Below are 20,195 nucleotides of genomic sequence, written 5' to 3' on the forward strand. Positions count from 1 at the left end.
GAACAGATGAGTTATCAGGTGCTGGCGCGTAAATGGCGGCCGCAAAACTTTGGTCAGCTGGTGGGGCAGGAGCATGTCAAAACTGCGCTGACACACGCGCTGACGCAAAACCGACTGCACCACGCTTATTTGTTTACCGGCACCCGCGGCGTGGGTAAAACCACCATAGCCCGCATCTTTGCCAAAAGCCTCAATTGCGAACAGGGCGTCACTGCGACGCCTTGTGGCATTTGCAGTGCCTGCACCGAAATCGACAAAGGCTTTTTCGTTGATTTAATGGAAATTGACGCTGCCAGCCGGACCAAAGTCGAAGATACCCGCGACTTGCTGGACAACGTGCAATACGCACCAACCCGCGGTCGTTACAAGGTTTATCTCATCGACGAAGTGCATATGCTGTCTAAACACAGCTTTAATGCGCTGCTGAAAACGCTGGAAGAACCGCCGCCGCATGTGAAGTTTTTGCTGGCGACCACTGATCCGCAAAAGCTGCCGATCACCGTGCTGTCGCGGTGCCTGCAGTTTAGCTTAAAAGCCTTATCGCAAAGCCAGATTAAGCAGCATCTGAGCTATATCCTCGGCCAGGAAGGCATTGCTGCCGAAGAAGAAGCGCTGGCCTTGCTGGCGCGTGCCGCCAAAGGCAGTTTGCGGGACTCGTTGAGCCTGACTGATCAGGCTATCGCCCAGACCAACGGCGACATCCGCCTTGGTGCCGTGCGCGAGATGCTTGGCTTCCTCGAGCAAAGCTGGGCCGAAATTCTGCTGCAGGATGTACTGAACCGCGATTTAGCCGCAATGCAGGCGCATTTGCAGCAGCTTGTCAGCAGCCACAGCCATTTTCAGGCGGTGCTGGATGACATGTTGTCCTTGCTGCATCTGGCGGCGTTGTCACAGTATCAATTAAGTGCTTCTGAGCTGGCACTGACTGAATCAGCTTTTGTCCGCGCTGTGGCGAAAACGCATGCGCCGGAAACTATTCAGTTGTATTACCAGTTATTGTTATCCGGCAAACGCGATCTGCCTTATGCGCCAGAGCCGCGCATTGGCCTGGAAATGGCGTTATTACGCGCTATTGCCTTTGTGCCGGCCAAAGCCGGTGCTGTGCCGGAGGTGAGTGCAGGGCGCGCTGCTGCGTTGTCTGCTGCAATGTCGACAGCACAGCCGACTGCTGTGCCAGAGCAGGTGACTGCTGTAGTTGCGCCGGAAGCGAGAGCTCCGCAGCTGCAGGTCGCTCAACTGCAGCCGGAACCAGCGGTGGTTCCGCCAGTAGCCGAGTTGCCACCAGTTGTGCCTGAAGCTGAGCCAGTTGTAGTTCCAACATCAGAGAGCGGCATTGATTCGGTGACCGCCAGTATTCTGGCCCGTCGTGGTCTGCAACGCGCGGCGTCGAACGAGCCAAAAAAGTCTGAGCGCCAGCAGGCGCCAGTTTCATTACCACCCAGAGCGGCCATTGCGCCGGCAGTGCAGGCACAGCCTGTTTTATCTGCTGAGCCAACTGCAGTTGTCGCTGCTGTGCCGGCCCCGGTTGTTGCCAGCCTTGCGCTGACAAGCCCTGCAGAGATCCCGCCCTGGGAGGAATTGCCGGTAGAGCCTGCCGCGAGCGATATGGTTGAACTGCTGGACGATGATGAGCCACAGCCTGCTGCACTGCTTATCGCAACCGCCACAGACGAAGACACAGATCCGGCCGACGGCAGCGAAACCACTGACAGCACTGAGCTGTGGCAATGGCAGCAGGACTATACGCCAGCACCGGTGCAGCCGATCCGCCACGCCTTGCTGGAAAGCCTGGCCGTACCGGACGAGCCGGACAATCTGGATTTTGCCAGTGAAGCCATTGCCGAAGTGGAAACGGTTGCTTCAACAGATGCTGATTTGCGGTTTGACGGCGAGATCCATGCCGGTAACTTTGCCGTACGCAGCAGCAGTCAGGTGGACGCATGGGCCAAGCGTATCGACAGTCTGCGTATCGGTGGGCTGATGCGGTTATTTTTACTGCACAGCAGCATGCAACTGACAGACGATCATTTAGTGTTACAGGTCAACGCGACACAAAAACATCTGGATTCAGAGCGCAACAGAGCCCAGTTGCAGACGGTGTTGTCCGAATCTTTTGGCAGGCTACTGACGGTGCAGGTGGAGTTTGTCGATGAAGTCCCGACCAGCCCGCAAGCGCTGCAACAACGCATCGATGCAGCGCGCCGGCGTTATGTGCACCAGCTGCTGCAGCGGGATCCGGCTTTATGCGGCCTGATGCAGGACTTTGCTGCCGAATGGCTGCCTGACAGCCTGGAAGTATTTTAATTCGACAGTCTGTGCCTTGCGTACAGGCGAAATCTTGTAATTTTGCGGCTTTGTGATTATCTTGGCCGCCATTATCAATACAGCTGAGAGTAAAGATTATGTTTAAAGGTGGCATGGGTAACATCATGAAACAGGCGCAGGCGATGCAGGAAAAAATGCAGCGTGCGCAGGAAGAAATCGCCCGGCTGGAAGTGACCGGTGAAGCCGGCGCCGGCATGGTGAAAGTCACAATGACGGGCAATCACAACGTACGCCGCATCAGCATCGATGACAGCCTGATGGCTGACGACAAAGAAATGCTGGAAGACTTAATCGCTGCAGCCATTAACGATGCGGTGCGTCGCGTCGAAGAAACCAGCAAAGAGCGGATGGCCTCTGTCACTGGCGGCATGCAGTTACCACCAGGCTTTAAAATGCCATTCTAAGCAGTTGCGGGCTGAGGTTATTGATGGGTAAACATACGCCGCTGGTGCAAAAGCTGATTGATGCGTTACGGGTCCTGCCGTCGGTCGGGCCAAAATCAGCGCAGCGGATGGCCTATCAGTTGCTCGAACGCAATCGCGAAGCGGGCCTGCAGCTGGCGGATGCACTGCAGGCGGCCATGAGTAAAGTCGGGCATTGCCAGCGTTGCCGGACTTTTTGTGAGGGCCAGATCTGCCAGATCTGCGCCCATCCCATTCGCGGGCAGAGTTCTGTGCTCTGTATCGTCGCCAGTGCCGCAGATTTGTTTGCTATTGAACAAACCGGTTTATTCGCAGGCCGTTACTTCGTCTTACGCGGCCAGCTGTCACCACTTGATGGCGTGGGGCCGGCAGAGCTTGGCCTCGATGCTTTGTCACAACAACTGGTACAAGGCAAAATCGAAGAAGTGATCCTGGCTACCAATCCGACGGTTGAAGGTGAAGCTACCGCGTTTTATATCGCCGAACTGTGCCGGAAACACAATATTCAGGTCTCGCGCCTCGCGCAGGGCATGCCGGTTGGCGGTGAGCTGGAGTACCTCGACGGCAGTACCTTGTCTTATGCGCTGAGCGGCCGCAAACCGTTTTAAATCCCCACGAATCTGATTGCAGCCTTCCGGCTGGTGGTTATTCGTTTATCCTCTGTTGTTGGGCCTTCTCAGTCAAAGCCCTTGAAAAAAAATCCCCCGACCTCATATCTGAAGCCGAATGAACAGGCTCGCTGGTGCGCGGTGTTCGCCGTTGCCAGTGCCAGGCCGAAGAATTGAGTGTGAAAGGAGCGGTAGATGACTGAAACAACACAAAAACAAACCCATGGCTTTCAGGCCGAAGTCAAACAGTTGCTGCAACTGATGATCCATTCTTTGTATTCCAACAAAGAAATTTTCCTGCGTGAATTGATCTCCAACGCGTCTGATGCTGCTGACAAACTACGTTTCCTGGCCTTATCGGACAGCAGCCTGTACGGCAATGACGGTGATTTACGCGTCCGCGTGACTCTGGATGAAGCGGCCAAAACCATTACCATCAGCGACAATGGTATTGGTATGACGCGGGATGAAGTGATCAGTCACTTAGGTACTATTGCCAAATCCGGTACTAAAGAATTTTTCTCGCAGTTAAGCGGCGACCAGAGCAAAGATTCCAAGTTAATTGGTCAGTTCGGTGTTGGTTTTTATTCGGCATTTATCGTCGCCGACAAAGTCACAGTACGCACGTTAAAAGCTGGTGCCGCGCCGGACAGCGCAGTGGAATGGGAATCAGCCGGTGAAGGCGATTACACATTGGCACCAGCGGACAAAACCAGCCGCGGGACCGACATTATCCTGCACCTGCGCGAAGGCGAGTCCGAGTTTTTAAGCAAGTGGAAAGTCGAAAGTATCATCACTAAATATTCTGATCACATCTCCATCCCGGTTGAAATGTGGGAAGAAGGCACTCCAGCGCGGGAAGAAGACGGCGAGACCATCCCGGCGACCGAAGGCAGCTGGAAAGCCGTTAACAAAGCGACTGCCCTGTGGATGCGGGATAAATCTGAAATCAGTGACGACGAATACAACGAATTCTACAAGCACATTTCCCACGACTGGACAGAGCCACTGAGCTGGAGCCACAACAAAGTTGAAGGCAATACCAACTACACCAGCCTGTTATATGTGCCGAAAAAAGCGCCGTTTGACCTGTGGAACCGCGACGCCCGTCATGGCCTGAAACTCTATGTACAGCGTGTCTTTATCATGGATGACGCCGAGCAGTTTATGCCAAGCTACTTGCGTTTTATCAAAGGCGTACTGGACTCCAGCGATCTGCCACTGAACGTATCGCGTGAAATTCTGCAGGATACTAAAGTGACTCAGAGCCTGCGCAAGGGCTGCACTTCGCGCGTGCTGAAAATGCTGGAAAAAATGGCCAAAGCTGAAGACCAAAGCGAATATCAGACGTTCTGGACTGAATTTGGTCAGGTGTTAAAAGAAGGCCCGGCTGAAGATCATGCGAATAAAGAAAGCATCGCCAAGCTGCTGCGGTTTGCTTCAACGCACGAAGACAGCGCAACACAAAGCGTTGGTTTAGAGGCTTATGTCAGCCGGATGAAAGAAGGTCAGGACGAGATTTATTTCCTGGTCGCCGACAGCTACGAAGCCGCGAAACACAGTCCGCATTTGGAAGTGTTCCGCAAAAAAGGCCTCGAAGTGCTGCTGTTATCCGATCGTATCGACGAATGGCTGATGCAGCACCTCACTGAATTTGACGGTAAAAAACTGCGTTCAGTGGCCAAAGGCGGCTTAGATCTGTCGAAGCTGGATGACGAAGACACCAAAAAAGCCCAGGAAGAGTCAGAAAAACAATTTGCCGCCGTGGCAGAGCGTTTTAAAACAGCACTGGGCGACCAGGTGAAAGATGTCAAAGTCAGTCATCGTTTGACCGACAGCCCGGCTTGCGTCGTCACCGACGAGTTTGATATGAGCACGCAGATGATCAAACTGATGGAATCTGTTGGCCAGAAAGTACCGGAAGTGAAACCGATTTTTGAACTGAATCCGGAGCATCAGCTGGTGCGCCATGTGGCGGACGTGCAGGACGAAGCACAGTTTAAGCAATGGGCCGAAGTACTGTTTGAACAGGCGCTGCTGGCCGAGCGCGGCAGCCTGAAAAACCCGGCGACATTTGTCACGCGGTTAAACAGCCTGTTGATGTCGCTGGCGAAATAGTACACAGTGCAATACTGACAAAACCCGGTTTTATGCCGGGTTTTGTTTATTTGCCGTGCAACTATCGTCGAATAGTGTTTAGCCGGCATTTTTGTGCATACTGCGGTTAGACCGGAGTTAGTACTAAAGTCGGCTTGCCGCTGGCTGCTCTGAGCAGCCGACAAATTCCTTGTCTGCTGACTGACATTATGTAAAGATCCAGCGCTTATAACATTTGGAACCGTTTCTGAAAAACCGAGGTTTTGGTATGCGAATTATTCTGTTGGGTGCACCTGGTGCCGGTAAAGGAACACAGGCACAGTTTTTGATGAACAAGTACGGTATTCCGCAAATCTCTACCGGAGATATGCTCCGTGCCGCCATCAAAGAGGGCACTGCAATGGGCCTCGCCGCTAAGCAGGTGATGGACGCAGGTCAGCTGGTCTCTGATGAAATCATCATCGGTCTGGTGAAAGAGCGTATCGCCAAGCCGGATTGTGCCAAAGGCTTTTTGTTAGATGGTTTCCCGCGCACTATTCCGCAAGCGGATGCGATGAAAGATAACGACGTGCTGGTTGACCACGTGATTGAATTTGATGTGCCGGACGATGTCATTGTTGAACGCATGAGTGGTCGCCGTGTGCATCCGGCTTCAGGTCGCGTTTACCATGTTACTTACAATCCACCAAAAGTGGCCGGTAAAGACGATGTCACAGGTGAAGACCTGGTGATCCGCGATGATGATAAAGAAGAAACCGTCCGCAAGCGTTTAGGTGTTTACCACGAACAGACTGAACCACTGGTCGGTTATTACCGTAATCAAGCCGCACAAGGTCTGACTCAGTATCACCACCTGGATGGCACGCAGGCGGTTGATGCCGTTAGCAAAATCCTCGGCGAACTGCTTGGTTAAACCCAGCGCAGCAGGATTGCAGAATACAGACAAAGCCCACGCCAGTGGGCTTTGTTGTTTTTGCCGGCAAGACGCGGTCATTTGCATGGCCGGGGTGATTGCTAAATGACGGCCTTGTTTACACGCCGGTTGGTCTGCAACGTTTTTTTCGCGGCAACTGAACGGTTTTTTCTGCTTTCTCATTGATGCGAAAATGGTAGACTTTGAGCCAATTTCGCATAATTTCCAAGAGTTTATGCCATGTTAGAACGTGCAGTCTCTGAATACGCGGTGGTTCTGGTCAATCTGGGCACGCCAGATGAACCGACAGTGCCTGCGGTGCAGCGTTATCTGAAACAATTTTTGTCTGATCAACGTGTTGTCGATTATCCGGCGATTTTATGGCAGTGCATTCTGCGCGGTATTATCCTGCCGTTTCGTGGCCGTCGTGTGGCGAAGCTTTATCAGTCGATCTGGTGGGAACAAGGCTCGCCACTGCGGGTGATCACTGAGCGTCAGACCGAAGCGCTGGCCAAACGCCTGGAATTAAGTGATACACCGGTACAAGTGCGTTACGCCATGACTTATGGCTCGCCATCGATTGCGTCGGTGCTGGATGATTTGACTGCGCACGGCGTCAGCCGTTTTGTAGTGATACCGCTGTATCCGCAATATTCGGCCACGACCACAGCGGCTATTTCCGACCAAATCGCGTTGTATCAGCAGCAACGCCGTGATATTGCCGAAATCCGCCTGGTCAAACACTATCACCACACGGCGGTCTATCGCAAAGCTCTGGCAGGTTCGGTGCAAATGTTCTGGCAGCAACATGGTCAGGCCGACAAATTGCTGTTGTCCTTCCACGGCATCCCGGAGCGTTTTGTCCGTCTGGGCGACCCCTATGAGCGGCATTGCCGCGAAACTGCCGCCAATCTGGCAGAGGACCTGGGCTTAACGCCGGAGCAGGTGCTGGTCAGCTTCCAGTCGCGTGTCGGCAAAGAAAAATGGCTGCAGCCTTATACCGATGAATTACTGGAGAAATTACCAGCGCAGGGTGTGAAACGATTGCAGGTGTTGTGTCCGGCGTTTGCGGCGGATTGTTTGGAAACTCTGGAAGAAATCGCCGTTGAAAATAAAGAAGTATTTTTGCACGCCGGTGGCACTGATTATCAATATATTCCGGCGCTGAACTCGGCGCCATGCCATATTCGGGTGTTTCAGCAACTAGTCCAACAACAATTATCGGGGTGGTAATGATCACAGCAATCTATGCGGCCATTTTGGCCGTGATGTATGTCGTGCTGGCGTTAGCGGTGGTGCGTCAGCGCTTTAAACTGCGCGTTGGCTTAGGCGATGGTCAACAACCGGAACTGATTAAAGCTATCCGCATCCATGGCAACTTCGCCGAATATGTACCGCTTTTGTTGGTGATTATGTTGATTGCCGAGCAACAGCAGGCTGCCTCCTGGCAAATACATCTGTTAGGCGTGTTGACTTTGGGTGGTCGCTTGTTGCATTTAACCGGATTAAGCCGGTCCAGCGGCACCTCAATTCCCCGCTTTTTAGGCATGATTGCGACTTTCATTGCCTTGTTGTGTGGTGCAGCATTTTTGCTGCTCAATACATGGTAAAACAACTGGGCAGCGGCAGGCCGGTTTTATTACTGCACAGTTCGATGTCCAGCCATCGGCAGTGGCTTGGCCTTGTCAGCGAACTTTCTGCCAATAGGCAGTGTTTGTTGCCGGATTTGACTGGTTATGGCGGCACTGATTTACCCCGGCAGCAACCCTGGTCTTTGGCTGCAGAAGCACAAGCTTTACTGCAAAAGGTTCCGGCAGAGCTCAGAGAACAGCCGGTTGACCTGGTGGGGCACTCCTATGGCGGAGCGTTGGCACTACATCTGGCACGTTGCCAACAGCTAAAAATCAACAAGCTTGTGCTGTTTGAGCCAGTGGCTTTTCATTTATTGCCGCAACTACCCGATGCCAGCAGTTTATGGCAGGAAGTGCGGACTCTGGCTGATGCTTTACCCAACTTGCCTGATGAGGCTGCCGCGCAGCGTTTTATCGATTATTGGCAGCAGGATGGTTTTTTCGCTGCCTTACCGCAGCGAATGCAACAACAAATGGCAGCTCAGGTCGCAAAGGTGACACTGGATTTCCAGGCGCTCAGTCAGGAACCTGCGAGCTTTGCTGACTATGCTGGCGCAATACCAGATAAAGTGTTGATGTTGACGGGGCGCAGAAGCCGGGCGCCAGCACAGCGTATTGCGCGGGCATTAGCTGACGCGTTGCCGCAGGCCGAATTAGTCACGCTCAATTGCGGTCATATGGGGCCTGTGACTGATCCTCAGCTGGTTAATCCGCTTATTTTGCAGTTTTTGCAGGGGTAAAAACAGATAAAGCCGCAGAATGCGGCTTTATCTTTTATTAAATTGTTTAATTGGTGCCGGTCGGCAGAACCACTGCATCCTGCACCAGTTCAGTGTTGGCTGCTGGTTGCTGGGGCAGCACTGCGGTTGGCTGGCCGGTCTGGATGGCAATCTTACGTGGTTTTAACGCATCCGGAATTTCGCGCAGCAGTTCGATATGCAATAAACCATGATGCACTGTGGCGCCTGTCACGCGGACATAATCCGACAACTGGAATTTGCGTTCAAAATTGCGCTCGGCAATGCCCTGATGCAGGAAACGACGGTCTTCGGTTTTGTCGCTCTTCTGCCCGCGGACAAACAATGTATTGCGCTCAGTATCAATGCTGAGTTCGTGCGGTTCAAAACCTGCCACAGCCATGGTGATGCGGTATTGATCTTCCCCGGTGACTTCAATATTGTATGGCGGATAAGCCGGTTGTTTTTCATTGCGGGCGGCTGCATCCATCAGGTTGGCCAGGTGATCAAAACCGATAAATGAACGGTAAAAAGGGCTGAAATCAAAAGCGTGCATAGTCAAACCTCACTAATTTCTTTGTTAAGCAAATCAGACAGTTAATGGCCAACCCAATTGGCGGAGGCCGGGATATAACAAGCCGCGTCGCGGCCTTGCCATATCCCTTTAATAAGGTTTGTCAGTCTTTTTTCAAGCGGTGGAATTAAGATTTTTTACCGGCAAATTGCTTCAGTGTACTCAAGGCTGCGGTGTAATCCGGCTCTTCAGACAGTTTGGGCACCAGCTGCTGGTACACCAGTTTGCCGTTGCGATCAACAATCAGCACGGCGCGGGTTAATAAGCCCATGTCTTTTATCCGCAAGCCATAACTGGAACCGAAATCACCCCAAACTGCATCGGACAACACCAACAATTTGTCGACCTGTTCTTTCTGGCAGAAGCGTTTCTGCGCAAAAGGTAAATCGTTGGAAATGGTCAGAATCACCACGTCGGCCGGTAATGCGCTGACTTCCTGATTAAATTTTTTCGTTTGAATTGAGCAGACACCGGTGTCCAGGCTTGGGACTGTACTGATCAGCACGGTTTTACCGGCAAAATCGCTCAGTTTAACCGGTTTAAAGCTGGCATCCGCCACTTTAAAATCTGGTGCCAGGGTTTGTAATGCGACTGGTGTGCCTTGCAATTCCAGTGGCCGCTCGCCGGCTTTAACTTCAGACAGCCTAACCGGCAGGTTGGCGGTTAAATCAGCCGCCAACAGCAGGGGACTACTTAGCAACAAAAATGCAGAGGCTACAGCTTTTAACATAGGAGTTCCTTTTAAAAAAGTATGGAATACAGAGACTAACAGTGAAAAATTCATCCGGCAAAAGCCGGGACAGGTTCGCATATTACGACCGTAGGCGCTACACTGGTTCATATCCCTCTGCGTTGTGAGTCTTGAATGGTAGCAGCTGTCCTAATCTGTGATGATTCAAATTTAGCCCGAAAGCAAATGGCCCGTAGTCTGCCGGCAGACTGGCAGGATAAAGTCAGTTTTGCCGGTCATGGCCAGGAAGCGATGGAGGTGCTGAAACGCCAACCCATCGATTTGCTATTCCTCGATTTAAATATGCCAATTCTGGATGGATATGGCGTGTTACAGGCCATTCAGGCTCAACAAATTCCGGTGAAAGTGGTGGTCGTCTCCGGCGACATCCAACCAGAAGCCCGCGAACGGGTGTTGGCATTTGGCGCCCTCGATTTTATTAAAAAACCCGTGTCGGCGGAAAAACTGCAGGAAGTGCTGCAACAGTTCAACGCGGTTCATACGGTGCAGGACAGCCAGAAAGTGCTGGATCGCGCCTTTGCCGCCAACCATCACAGCAGTGCCAATTTTGCATTAGATCCGGTGTTACGTGATGTGTTTCAGGAATTGACCAACGTAGCGATGGGGCAGGCTGGCGATTTGCTGGCGCGACTGCTGAAAGTCTTCGTGAAACTGCCAATCCCGAATGTAAACGTGATTGAAGTCAGTGAGTTACATATGGCGATCGCGTCAGTGGAACAAAAACAAACTACATCCGCTGTTTGTCAGGGGTTTATCGGTGGTGGCGTGTCCGGTGAAGCGCTGTTGATTTTGAATGACTCCAGCTTCGCTGACATTGCTAAATTGCTGAAATACGAAGGGAAGTTAACTTCGAAAACAGAACTCGAGTTGCTGATGGATATCGGCAATATTCTGATTGGTGCTGTACTCAAAGGCCTCGCTGAACAAATTGATATGTCGTTCAGTCAGGGGCACCCGGTGGTGCTGGGCCAACATGCACCGGTCAGTGAAATGATTAAAGCAAATGCAAGGCGTTGGAAACGCACCCTTGCGATTGAAATCAGCTATGGCATCGAGAACTACAACATCAATTGTGATTTGCTGCTGCTGTTTACCGAAGACAGTATTAAAACACTGAATTACAAAGTCGAATTCCTGTTAGAAGAGTAACTATGCAAAATATCAGTCCCGAAGTTGCCGAGGTGCATTGGCTGCTCGATATGTTCCAGACCGTGGATGTGGGCCTGGTTGTACTCACAGCTGATTATAAAATTCAGGTGTGGAACGGCTTTATGGAAAACCACAGCGGCCTGACCCCGCGGCAGGTGCGAGATCGCTATCTGTTTGATTTGTTCTCAGAAATTGATGAAGACTGGCTCAGACGTAAATGTGACCCGGTGATCCTGCTGAAAAACCGCGCTTTTACAATCTGGGAACAGCGGCCCTTTATTTTTAAATTCCGCAACTATCGGCCTATCACCGGTGTTGCCGACTACATGTATCAGAACAGCACGATTTTCCCGATCACGGACCTGCGTGGCGTGGTGACGCACCTGTGCATGATTATTTATGACGTGACCGATGTCGCCACTAGCCGCTTGGAACTGGAGTCTATGAATGGTCAGTTGCGTCAGCTGTCAAAAACTGATTTTCTCACCGAGCTGAACAATCGCGGCACCTGGGAAGAGGCGCTGCAAAATGAATTTAAGCGCTTAAAACGCAGCGGGCACCAGGGCACTTTGTTGATGTGCGATATCGATCACTTTAAGCGCATTAATGACAACTATGGTCATGCCGCCGGCGACGTGGTGATCCGTCAGGTCGCACAAGCGGTGAAAAAGAATCTGCGTGAAACGGATGTAGCAGGCCGTTATGGTGGCGAAGAGTTTGCCGTTTTGCTGGTTGATACCTCTGCAGATCAGGCGCTGTATTTCGCCGAACGCTTGCGTAAAACTGTGGAGGGGCTGTCGATGGAGTTTAATCAGCAGCTGCTGAAGGCTACCGTCAGTGTCGGGATCGCTGAATATAAAGCTGACATGCTTGAACACAGGCAGTGGATTGAAGCCGCAGACAAAGCGTTGTACACCTCTAAGGCTGAAGGCCGCAACCGGGTGACGGTTGCCGACAAATAGTGCTGCGTCAGAAAAACATAAATCAGGCCGGCGTTTGCCGGCCTGATTTATTCCGGTGGCATCATACCTAAAATTTTACTGCTGTTATCGTCGTTCAGTTGTTCTAACCGGACGGTAAAGCCCCACAACCGGTGTAAATGCTTCAACACTTGCGGAAAATTATCCGCCAGCGGCACCCGTTGATTGGGCACAAACCGCAGCGTCAGAGAACGATCTCCCGTTACATCGACGTTATACACTTGAATATTCGGTTCGATGTTACTGAGGTTATATTGCGCGGACAGCATTTGCCGCACTTTCTGATAACCGGCACTGTTGTGAATAGCGGCGACCTCAAGCTGCTGTTCTTTGTCGTCATCGACAATACCAAACAGATGAAAATCCCGAATCACTTTGGGCGACAAATACTGGCTGATAAAACTCTCGTCTTTAAAGTTCTGCATGGCAAAATGCAAAGTTTCTACCCAGTCCGAGCCGGCGATATCCGGGAACCATTCTTTGTCTTCGGCGGTTGGTGTTTCACAGATCCGGCGAAGGTCGGTAAACATGGCAAACCCGAGCGCATAAGGGTTGATACCGGAGTAATATTTTGAATTGTAGGGTGGCTGATACACCACATTGGTGTGGTTATGCAGTACTTCCAGCATAAACTTATCACTGACCAGCCCTTCGTTATACAGATGCTGCAGAATGTTGTAGTGCCAGAAAGTTGCCCAGCCTTCATTCATCACCTGGGTTTGTTTTTGCGGATAAAAGTACTGCGAGATTTTGCGCACGATCCGCACAATTTCGCGCTGCCAGGGTTTGAGCAAAGGAGCATTTTTTTCGATGAAATACAGGATATTTTCCTGCGGCTCTTTTGGATAATGTTGCTCAACTGGCTGATTCACCGATTCTTTATTCGGGATAGTACGCCACAGCTGATTGACTTGCGATTGCAGATATTTTTCCCGGTCCTGCTGGCGGCGTTGCTCTTCATCCATCGAGATTTTTTGCGGTCTTTTATAGCGGTCGACGCCGTAGTTCATCAGGGCATGGCAGGAATCCAGAATGTCTTCGACTTCGTTCAGGCCGTATTTCTCTTCACAATCACTGATGTATTTTTTCGCAAACACCAGGTAGTCGATAATCGATGACGCGTCCGTCCAGGTTTTGAATAAATAGTTGTTTTTAAAGAATGAATTGTGGCCGTAACAGGCATGCGCCATCACTAGAGCCTGCATAGTGATGGTATTTTCTTCCATCAGATAGGCGATGCAGGGATTGGAGTTAATCACGATTTCATAGGCCAGCCCCATGTGGCCGCGTTTGTAGTTTTGTTCGGTCTGGATAAATTTTTTGCCGTATGACCAGTGGTTATAACCAATGGGCATGCCTACGCTGGAATATGCGTCCATCATCTGTTCGGCTGTAATGATTTCTATCTGATTGGGGTAATAATCCAGTTTGTAAAAACGGGCGACCCGTTCAATTTCAGTCTGATACTGCGTCAGCAGCTCAAAACTCCAGTCCGGACCATCTGATAACGGCTGTACTTTCTTTTTTGCCGACATAAAAATCTCCTTCTATTCAGGCGGCCTGTTTTTTAAACAGCGTTCTGAACACCGGGTAAATATCACTGACCTGGCGAATAGGCTGGATGGCAAAATTTTCAAAACTGCTGAGCAGTTTTTCATATTCAACCCACAGGCTCTGATGTGGGCGTTGGGTGATTTCGATATAAGCGTAATAACGCACCCACGGCAGCAATTGCTCGGCCAAAAGCTGCGAGCACTGTGGGCTGTCGTCGGCCCAGTTGTCGCCGTCGGACGCCTGAGCCGCGTAGATATTCCACTCGGTCGGGTCGTAGCGTTCTTTAACGACCTCAGCCATCAACTTCAGGGCGCTGGACACAATGGTGCCGCCAGTTTCCTGCGAATAAAAAAACTCGTGTTCATCGACTTCTTTGGCCTGGGTGTGGTGGCGGATATACACCACTTCGACATTTTTATAGCTGCGGCTTAAAAACATGTAGAGCAAAATGTAAAAACGTTTGGCCATATCTTTGGTGGCCTGATCCATAGAACCCGACACATCCATCAGGCAAAACATCACGGCTTTGCTGGTCGGTTCCGGTCTTTTGGCGAAATTGCGAAAGCGCAGGTCAAAGCTGTCAATAAAAGGTACTGCGTCAATGCGGCGACGGAGCTCATCCGCCTCTGTGTTTAACAGCTGCAATCGTTGCATATCCGGCAGGGCGGATGCTTCCAGTTCGGTAATTTCCTGTTCTATCTCATGCAGTTGTTTCTTCTTGCCTGCTGTCATGGCGACCCGGCGCGCCAGCGAGCCCTGTAAGGAGCGGACTATGTCGATATTGCTGGGCACGCCCTCAGAGCGATAACCGGCGCGGACATTTTTATATTGCACCAGTTTATCCAGCTGGTTTTTGCGCAGATTCGGTAGTTCTAAATCTTCGAACAACAAATCCAGGTATTCGTCTTTTGAAATCGAAAAGACAAATTCGTCTTCGCCTTCACCGTCTACACTGGCATCACCCTGACCGGAGCCGCCGCCCTGGCCACCCAGCGGCCTTTTGATGCGGTCGCCTTCGCTGAACTGATCATTGCCCGGATGCACGCGCTCACGGTGGCCACCGCTGCCCTGATGAAAAAACGGCTCCGTGATGTCGCGCCCTGGGATTGAAACACTCTCACCTTTGTCGATATCAGTGACGCTGCGTTTACTGATCGCATCAGACACTGCTTGTTTGATTTGTTGTTTATAGCGGCGGATGAACCGTTGCCGGTTCACCGCGCTTTTGTTTTTGCCGTTCAGGCGTCGATCGATAAAATGCGCCATAGTACCTCCGCCTCAACCCCGGCCTCATTGTGACTTCCGGACCCGCAGGTACCACTCAGACAACAAACGCACCTGTTTGCGCGTATAGCCTTTTTCCATCATCCGGTCGACAAAATCGTCGTGTTTTTTCTGATCATCGGTCGAAGTTTTGGCATTAAACGAAATCACCGGCAGCAGCTCTTCAGTACTGGAGAACATTTTTTTCTCGATGACAGTACGCAGCTTCTCGTAGCTGGTCCAGGTCGGATTTTTGCCATTGTTTTTCGCTTTGGCGCGCAGTACAAAGTTGACGATTTCGTTGCGGAAATCTTTTGGATTGCTGATGCCGGCTGGTTTTTCAATTTTTTCCAGTTCAGCATTCAGCGCCGCCCTGTCAAACAACTGACCGGTTTCCGGGTCGCGGTATTCTTGGTCCTGGATCCAGAAATCGGCGTAGATCACGTAACGATCGAAGATGTTTTGCCCATATTCTGAGTAACTCTCTAAATAGGCCGTCTGAATTTCTTTACCGATAAACTCAACGTATTTCGGGATCAGATAGCCTTTTAAATGTTCCAGATAACGCTCAGCCACATCAGCCGGGAATTGCTCCCGCTCAATTTGTTGTTCCAGCACGTAAAACAGATGGACCGGGTTGGCGGCCACTTCAGTGGTATCAAAGTTAAATACCCTGGACAAAATCTTAAATGCAAAGCGTGTCGACAAGCCGGTCATGCCTTCGTCGACGCCGGCATAGTCACGATACTCCTGATAGGACTTGGCTTTGGGATCAGTGTCTTTCAGGCTTTCGCCATCGTAAACACGCATTTTGGAATACATGCTGGAGTTTTCCGGGTTTTTCAGCCGGGACAACACGGCAAACTGCGCCAGTGAAGTCAGAGTACCAGGCGCACAAGGGGCTGTTTTCAGCTCACTGTGCTCCAGCAATTTTTCGTAGATCCGTACTTCTTCCGACACGCGAAGGCAATAAGGCACCTTGACGATATAAACCCGGTCGAGAAAGGCCTCATTGTTTTTATTATTGCGGAAGGTCTGCCATTCAGACTCGTTGCTGTGCGCCAGAATTATGCCTTCAAATGGCAGCGCGGCCAGGCCCTCTGTGCCGTTGTAATTGCCTTCCTGCGTTGCAGTCAGCAAAGGATGCAGCACTTTAATCGGGGCTTTAAACATCTCGACGAATTCCATCAGACCCTGGTTGGCGCGGCACAAAGCGCCTGAGTAGCTGTAAGCGTCGGGGTCGTTTTGAGCAAAATGCTCAAGCATGCGGATGTCGACTTTACCAACCAATGAAGCTATATCCTGATTGTTTTCATCGCCGGGTTCGGTTTTAGCGATGGCTACCTGATCGAGAATGGACGGATACTTTTTCACCACGCGGAACTGACTGATATCGCCGTTAAATTCGTGCAGGCGTTTACTGGCCCAGGGCGACATAATGGTTTTAAGATAGCGTTTTGGAATGCCGTATTCCTGCAACAGGATGTTGCCGTCTTCATTGAGGTCAAACAGGCACAGCGGGTGATCGTACACCGGTGAGCCTTTCAGGTAATAAATCGGCACTTGTTGCATTAAAGATTTGAGTTTCTCTGCCAGCGAGGATTTACCGCCACCGACCGGGCCGAGCAAATAAAGGATTTGCTTGCGCTCTTCGAGGCCCTGCGCCGAATGTTTCAGATAAGAGACGATTTGCTCAACCGCGTCTTCCATGCCGTAAAATTCGGAAAACGCCGGATAACGTGCGATGACACGGTTGGAGAATAACCGGCTGAGTTTAGGGTCTTGCGCGGTATCAGTCAGTTCCGGCTGACCTATCGCCATTAGCAACCGCTCGGCGGCACTGGCGTAACAACTTTTGTCGTTTTTGCACAGCTGGAGATACTCCGAAATGCTGTATTCCTCTTCGCGTGCTGCTTCGTAACGAGACTTGTAGTGCTCAAAAATGCCCATCATGCACCTCCACAAACAAACTCATATAAAAACGGGTCGCAATTAAAGGTTAGTCAGGAAAAAATGAACTCGCCGCTCTAATTACAAGAATTTTCAGCAATTTTCGACGAGATACATTTGCCTGTTTGATTCGCTGCGCTAAGCGTAGTTCAGCAATACGGGCAAATGGGCGGGGCAGATGGAAAAGAAAAACCCGGCGAAAGCCGGGTTTTCAGTAACTGGCAAGGAATCGTTACTTGGCAAAGTTTGCGCTGGCGAATTCCCAGTTTACCAGAGCCCAGAAGGCATTCAGGTAAGTTGGGCGCGCATTGCGGAAATCGATGTAATAAGCGTGTTCCCACAGGTCAACGGTCAGCAGAGCAGTCACGCTGCTGTCGGTCAGCGGTGTGCCGGCATTTGACGTGTTGACGATATCCAGAGTGCCGTCCGCCTTTTTCACCAGCCAGGTCCAGCTTGAACCGAAGTTGTTAACTGCTTTGTCGTTAAAAGCGGTCTGGAAAGCTGCAAATGAACCCCATTTGGCGTTGATAGCATCAGCTAATGCGCCAGTTGGTTCACCGCCACCTTGTGGTGACAGGCAGTGCCAGTAGAAAGTGTGGTTCCAGATTTGTGCCGCGTTGTTGAACACCGGGCCTTCTGAAGTTTTGATGATGTCTTCCAGTGATTTGCCGGCAAACGCAGTGCCTTCAATCAATGAGTTCAGTTTGACCACGTAAGCGTTGTGGTGCTTGCCATGGTGGAATTCCAGAGTTTCAGCGGAAATGTGCGGTGCTAAAGCGTCTTTAGCATATGGTAATGCTGGTAATTCAAAAGCCATTCTATTTCTCCATCGGCGTTGTTTAGTGGTTCTGCATCGCGTAGACTACAAAACCCGAGTAAATTACTCAAGTTTTACCAGCGGATTGTCTGCACAAATACCCGATGGCCAGCCTCGCGTTGAGGTTTTGTTCTGCAGCCAGAGTTTTTGGGGCAAATCGGCAGATCTCAAGTGGCGACCGGCAATTCCTTTGGTAAAATGTGGCAAATTTTTTAGCGCTCCTGCAGAGGTCCTGATGGAAACTATCGACAAAATCAAACAACAACTGGCGGATAACCCAATCATCATTTACATGAAAGGTTCGCCAAAACTGCCAAGCTGTGGTTTTTCTGCGCAGGCTTCACAAGCGCTGATTGCTTGTGGTGAGCCGTTTGCCTTTGTAGATATTCTGCAAAACCCGGATATCCGCGCTGAATTACCGGCGTACGCCAACTGGCCAACGTTCCCGCAACTGTGGGTAGAAGGCGAGCTGATTGGCGGTTGCGACATTATGCTGGAGATGTTCCAGCGCGGTGAGTTACAGCCGTTGATCAAAGAAACGGCGGCCAAATACAAAAAAGACGACGGCGCAGAATAATTTCTAAAGCTGATAAAACAAAACCGCCGCGGCGGTTTTGTTGTTTCTGCAGGTTATTCGGTGTCAGCGTCCTGCGCTTCGGTGTCGGTATCCAGAAACGGCGGCGGCCAGCCGCCAAGTGTCTGCCAGCGATTGACGATATGGCAAAATAACTCAGCGGTCCGTTCTGTGTCATAAAGCGCGCTGTGCGCTTCTTTGCCGTCGAACGGAATACCTGCAGCCTGACAAGCTTTGGCCAGTACCGTTTGCCCCAGCGCCAGCGCGGCCAACGTGGTGGTATCAAAAGACACAAAAGCGTGGAATGGCGAACGTTTGATGTTATTGCGCTCGACCGCTGCGTTGACAAAGCCCTGATCAAAAGCGGCGTTATGTGCAACCAATACGGCGCGCTGACAGCCAGCATCTTTCTGGCCTTTACGCACTACTTTAAACATTTCGGTCAGCGCTTCCCGTTCATGCACGGCGCCACGCAGCGGGTTATAGGGATCGATACCATTAAACGCCAAAGAGCTTGGATTGAGCACTGCACCTTCGAAAGGCTCCACATGAAAATGCACCGTCTGATCAATGCTGAGCAAACCTTGCTCGTCCATTTTCAGTGTGCAGGCGGCGATCTCTAACAAGGCGTCCGTTTGTGCATTAAAACCGGCCGTTTCGACGTCGATCACAACCGGAAAATAACCGCGAAAACGTTGGGCGAATAAAGTGGTAGTCTGGCTCATGAACCGCATTCAGTCAGAAAAAAGAGCCGCAGTATGCCAAAAAAAATGCAACTCGTCTTGCCGTCGGCATAAGCTTTGCTAATTGTTTTGACAGAGAAGGTGCTGTGTTCTTGGTTTGCAGTGATGCACAAGCAAACAACAAACCACAAATTTGTAGGCAAAGTGCTTGGATCCTAAGCAGTTAATGGTCATTGAATGATGAAAACAGCCATACAACTAGCCGCTTTGTGCTGTGCGCTGCTACTGAACAGTGCGGGTGAAGCGGCAATAAACCGGCAAGAAATGCGGCAAAGTGTGCGGCAATATGCTGCCACCCTGGACAATTCTGCCTGGTCGGTGAAAACGTCGACGGCCCTGCGCTGTGAATTGGTCCATGCAATTCCGCAATTTGGTGAAGCCCGTTTTGTCAGCACTGCCAGTAAAGAGTCTAATCTGTTATTCCAGCTGAAAATGCAGCGTCAGCCGGACGGGTACAGTCTGGCCGAAGTGTTGTCAATACCGCCGGGCTGGCGGGCCGGTGAACAAGCTAAAGCGTTGGCCGATATGAAGCTGTTAAAACAATTTGATGGCGACTTACCGAAACAGCAGGCCTGGACCATGCTGACTGAACTGGAGCAGGGCTTTAGTCCGACTTTCTATTTTGACGACTGGCACAGTCCTTATGACAAAATCGCAGCTCAGCTCAATCCAATCCATTTCGGCCTGCCTTATCAGCAATTTAATGCCTGCATGGCCGGTTTGTTGCGGTTTACTTTTGACGATATTGCGCTGACTGTGCTGAATTATCAAAGTAACAGCGATGCGCTGACACGGGAATCTGAGGCGCGTTTACAACAAATTGCCGAATACCTGAAACACGACAAAGCTATTGCTTCGGTTGATATTGATACCTACACCGACAGTTATGGCGGTCGTTGGATCAACGAAGAGTTATCGCGCAAAAGAGCCAAGGCACTTAAAGCATTTTTAGTCAGCGCCGGGATTGATGAAAAAGTGATCCGCACTGAAGGTTTTGGTGAAAAGCGCCACGTGGCACCGAATGACACCTTACGCGGCCGCGCGACGAACCGTCGGGCTGTGGTGCAGTTGGTGCGGGCGGAAGCGCCCAGGCTAACAATCCAATAA

General features: G+C 51.0%; 19 protein-coding genes. 12 read left to right on the forward strand and 7 right to left on the reverse strand.

The annotated features are described in order from the left end of the window. Positions 1 to 6 precede the first annotated feature (6 nt). From dnaX to Q399_RS0119915, 8 genes are all read left to right on the forward strand, one after another. Entirely contained in the window at positions 7 to 2,304 is a 2,298-nt protein-coding gene (gene dnaX, locus Q399_RS0119880; RefSeq protein WP_031571682.1) for a DNA polymerase III subunit gamma/tau, read from the forward strand. Between the two features lie 98 nt (positions 2,305 to 2,402). Further along, entirely contained in the window at positions 2,403 to 2,729 is a 327-nt protein-coding gene (locus Q399_RS0119885) for a YbaB/EbfC family nucleoid-associated protein (protein ID WP_031571683.1), read from the forward strand. Positions 2,730 to 2,752: 23 nt separating this feature from the next. After that, positions 2,753 to 3,355: a recombination mediator RecR gene (gene recR, locus Q399_RS0119890; protein WP_031571685.1), complete on the forward strand. Its 603-nt coding sequence runs from the start codon at positions 2,753 to 2,755 to the stop codon at positions 3,353 to 3,355. Positions 3,356 to 3,550: 195 nt separating this feature from the next. Then, complete coding sequence (gene htpG / locus Q399_RS0119895) at positions 3,551 to 5,473, forward strand: molecular chaperone HtpG (protein ID WP_031571687.1); 1,923 nt, start codon at positions 3,551 to 3,553, stop codon at positions 5,471 to 5,473. A 247-nt stretch (positions 5,474 to 5,720) separates the two neighbouring features. After that, entirely contained in the window at positions 5,721 to 6,365 is a 645-nt protein-coding gene (adk, locus tag Q399_RS0119900; RefSeq protein WP_031571689.1) for an adenylate kinase, read from the forward strand. A 240-nt stretch (positions 6,366 to 6,605) separates the two neighbouring features. Further along, the gene (gene hemH / locus Q399_RS0119905; RefSeq protein WP_031571691.1) at positions 6,606 to 7,598 is read left to right on the forward strand and encodes a ferrochelatase; all 993 of its coding nucleotides are present in this window, start codon (positions 6,606 to 6,608) and stop codon (positions 7,596 to 7,598) included. Then, a complete protein-coding gene (locus Q399_RS0119910) occupies positions 7,598 to 7,975 on the forward strand; it encodes an MAPEG family protein (RefSeq protein ID WP_031571693.1) in 378 nt (125 codons plus the stop codon). Before hemH ends, Q399_RS0119910 begins: the two co-directional genes overlap by 1 nt. Beyond that, positions 7,969 to 8,736, forward strand: a complete 768-nt coding sequence (locus Q399_RS0119915) for an alpha/beta fold hydrolase (protein ID WP_031571695.1) — start codon at positions 7,969 to 7,971, stop codon at positions 8,734 to 8,736. The genes Q399_RS0119910 and Q399_RS0119915 overlap by 7 nt, the downstream gene beginning before the upstream one ends. 46 nt (positions 8,737 to 8,782) lie before the next feature. On the opposite strand, the gene Q399_RS0119920 is transcribed toward Q399_RS0119915, so the two are convergent. Both Q399_RS0119920 and tpx read right to left on the reverse strand, forming a co-directional pair. After that, entirely contained in the window at positions 8,783 to 9,289 is a 507-nt protein-coding gene (locus tag Q399_RS0119920; protein ID WP_031571697.1) for an Hsp20 family protein, read from the reverse strand. A gap of 145 nt (positions 9,290 to 9,434) precedes the next feature. Beyond that, the gene (tpx, locus tag Q399_RS0119925) at positions 9,435 to 10,037 is read right to left on the reverse strand and encodes a thiol peroxidase (RefSeq protein ID WP_031571700.1); all 603 of its coding nucleotides are present in this window, start codon (positions 10,035 to 10,037) and stop codon (positions 9,435 to 9,437) included. Between the two features lie 186 nt (positions 10,038 to 10,223). Between tpx and Q399_RS0119930 the strand changes: the two genes are divergently transcribed. Together Q399_RS0119930 and Q399_RS0119935 are read left to right on the forward strand one after the other, a co-directional pair. After that, positions 10,224 to 11,207: a response regulator gene (locus Q399_RS0119930; protein ID WP_245612943.1), complete on the forward strand. Its 984-nt coding sequence runs from the start codon at positions 10,224 to 10,226 to the stop codon at positions 11,205 to 11,207. Positions 11,208 to 11,209: 2 nt separating this feature from the next. After that, complete coding sequence (locus tag Q399_RS0119935) at positions 11,210 to 12,169, forward strand: sensor domain-containing diguanylate cyclase (protein WP_031571704.1); 960 nt, start codon at positions 11,210 to 11,212, stop codon at positions 12,167 to 12,169. A 47-nt stretch (positions 12,170 to 12,216) separates the two neighbouring features. Here Q399_RS0119935 and Q399_RS0119940 read toward each other — a convergent pair whose 3' ends face one another. The 4 genes from Q399_RS0119940 to Q399_RS0119955 form a co-directional block, all read right to left on the reverse strand. Continuing rightward, positions 12,217 to 13,722: a SpoVR family protein gene (locus Q399_RS0119940; protein WP_031571706.1), complete on the reverse strand. Its 1,506-nt coding sequence runs from the start codon at positions 13,720 to 13,722 to the stop codon at positions 12,217 to 12,219. Between the two features lie 16 nt (positions 13,723 to 13,738). Next, positions 13,739 to 15,007, reverse strand: coding sequence for a YeaH/YhbH family protein (locus tag Q399_RS0119945; protein ID WP_031571707.1), 1,269 nt, complete (start codon positions 15,005 to 15,007; stop codon positions 13,739 to 13,741). Positions 15,008 to 15,031: 24 nt separating this feature from the next. Next, the gene (locus Q399_RS0119950; protein ID WP_031571708.1) at positions 15,032 to 16,954 is read right to left on the reverse strand and encodes a PrkA family serine protein kinase; all 1,923 of its coding nucleotides are present in this window, start codon (positions 16,952 to 16,954) and stop codon (positions 15,032 to 15,034) included. Between the two features lie 232 nt (positions 16,955 to 17,186). After that, positions 17,187 to 17,771 carry a Fe-Mn family superoxide dismutase gene (locus Q399_RS0119955; RefSeq protein WP_031571709.1) on the reverse strand — a complete coding sequence of 195 codons (585 nt, stop codon included), beginning with the start codon at positions 17,769 to 17,771 and terminating at the stop codon, positions 17,187 to 17,189. A 235-nt stretch (positions 17,772 to 18,006) separates the two neighbouring features. Here Q399_RS0119955 and Q399_RS0119960 point away from each other — a divergent pair, with 235 nt between their 5' ends. Next, positions 18,007 to 18,348 carry a Grx4 family monothiol glutaredoxin gene (locus Q399_RS0119960; protein ID WP_031571711.1) on the forward strand — a complete coding sequence of 114 codons (342 nt, stop codon included), beginning with the start codon at positions 18,007 to 18,009 and terminating at the stop codon, positions 18,346 to 18,348. Positions 18,349 to 18,401: 53 nt separating this feature from the next. Here Q399_RS0119960 and rnt read toward each other — a convergent pair whose 3' ends face one another. Next, on the reverse strand, positions 18,402 to 19,070 hold the full coding sequence (gene rnt, locus Q399_RS0119965; RefSeq protein ID WP_031571712.1) for a ribonuclease T: 669 nt from the start codon (positions 19,068 to 19,070) through the stop codon (positions 18,402 to 18,404). A 195-nt stretch (positions 19,071 to 19,265) separates the two neighbouring features. Between rnt and Q399_RS0119970 the strand changes: the two genes are divergently transcribed. Further along, complete coding sequence (locus Q399_RS0119970; protein WP_031571714.1) at positions 19,266 to 20,195, forward strand: flagellar protein MotY; 930 nt, start codon at positions 19,266 to 19,268, stop codon at positions 20,193 to 20,195.

Source organism: Rheinheimera texasensis DSM 17496 (assembly GCF_000711985.1).
GTDB classification, from domain to species: Bacteria; Pseudomonadota; Gammaproteobacteria; order Enterobacterales; family Alteromonadaceae; genus Pararheinheimera; species Pararheinheimera texasensis.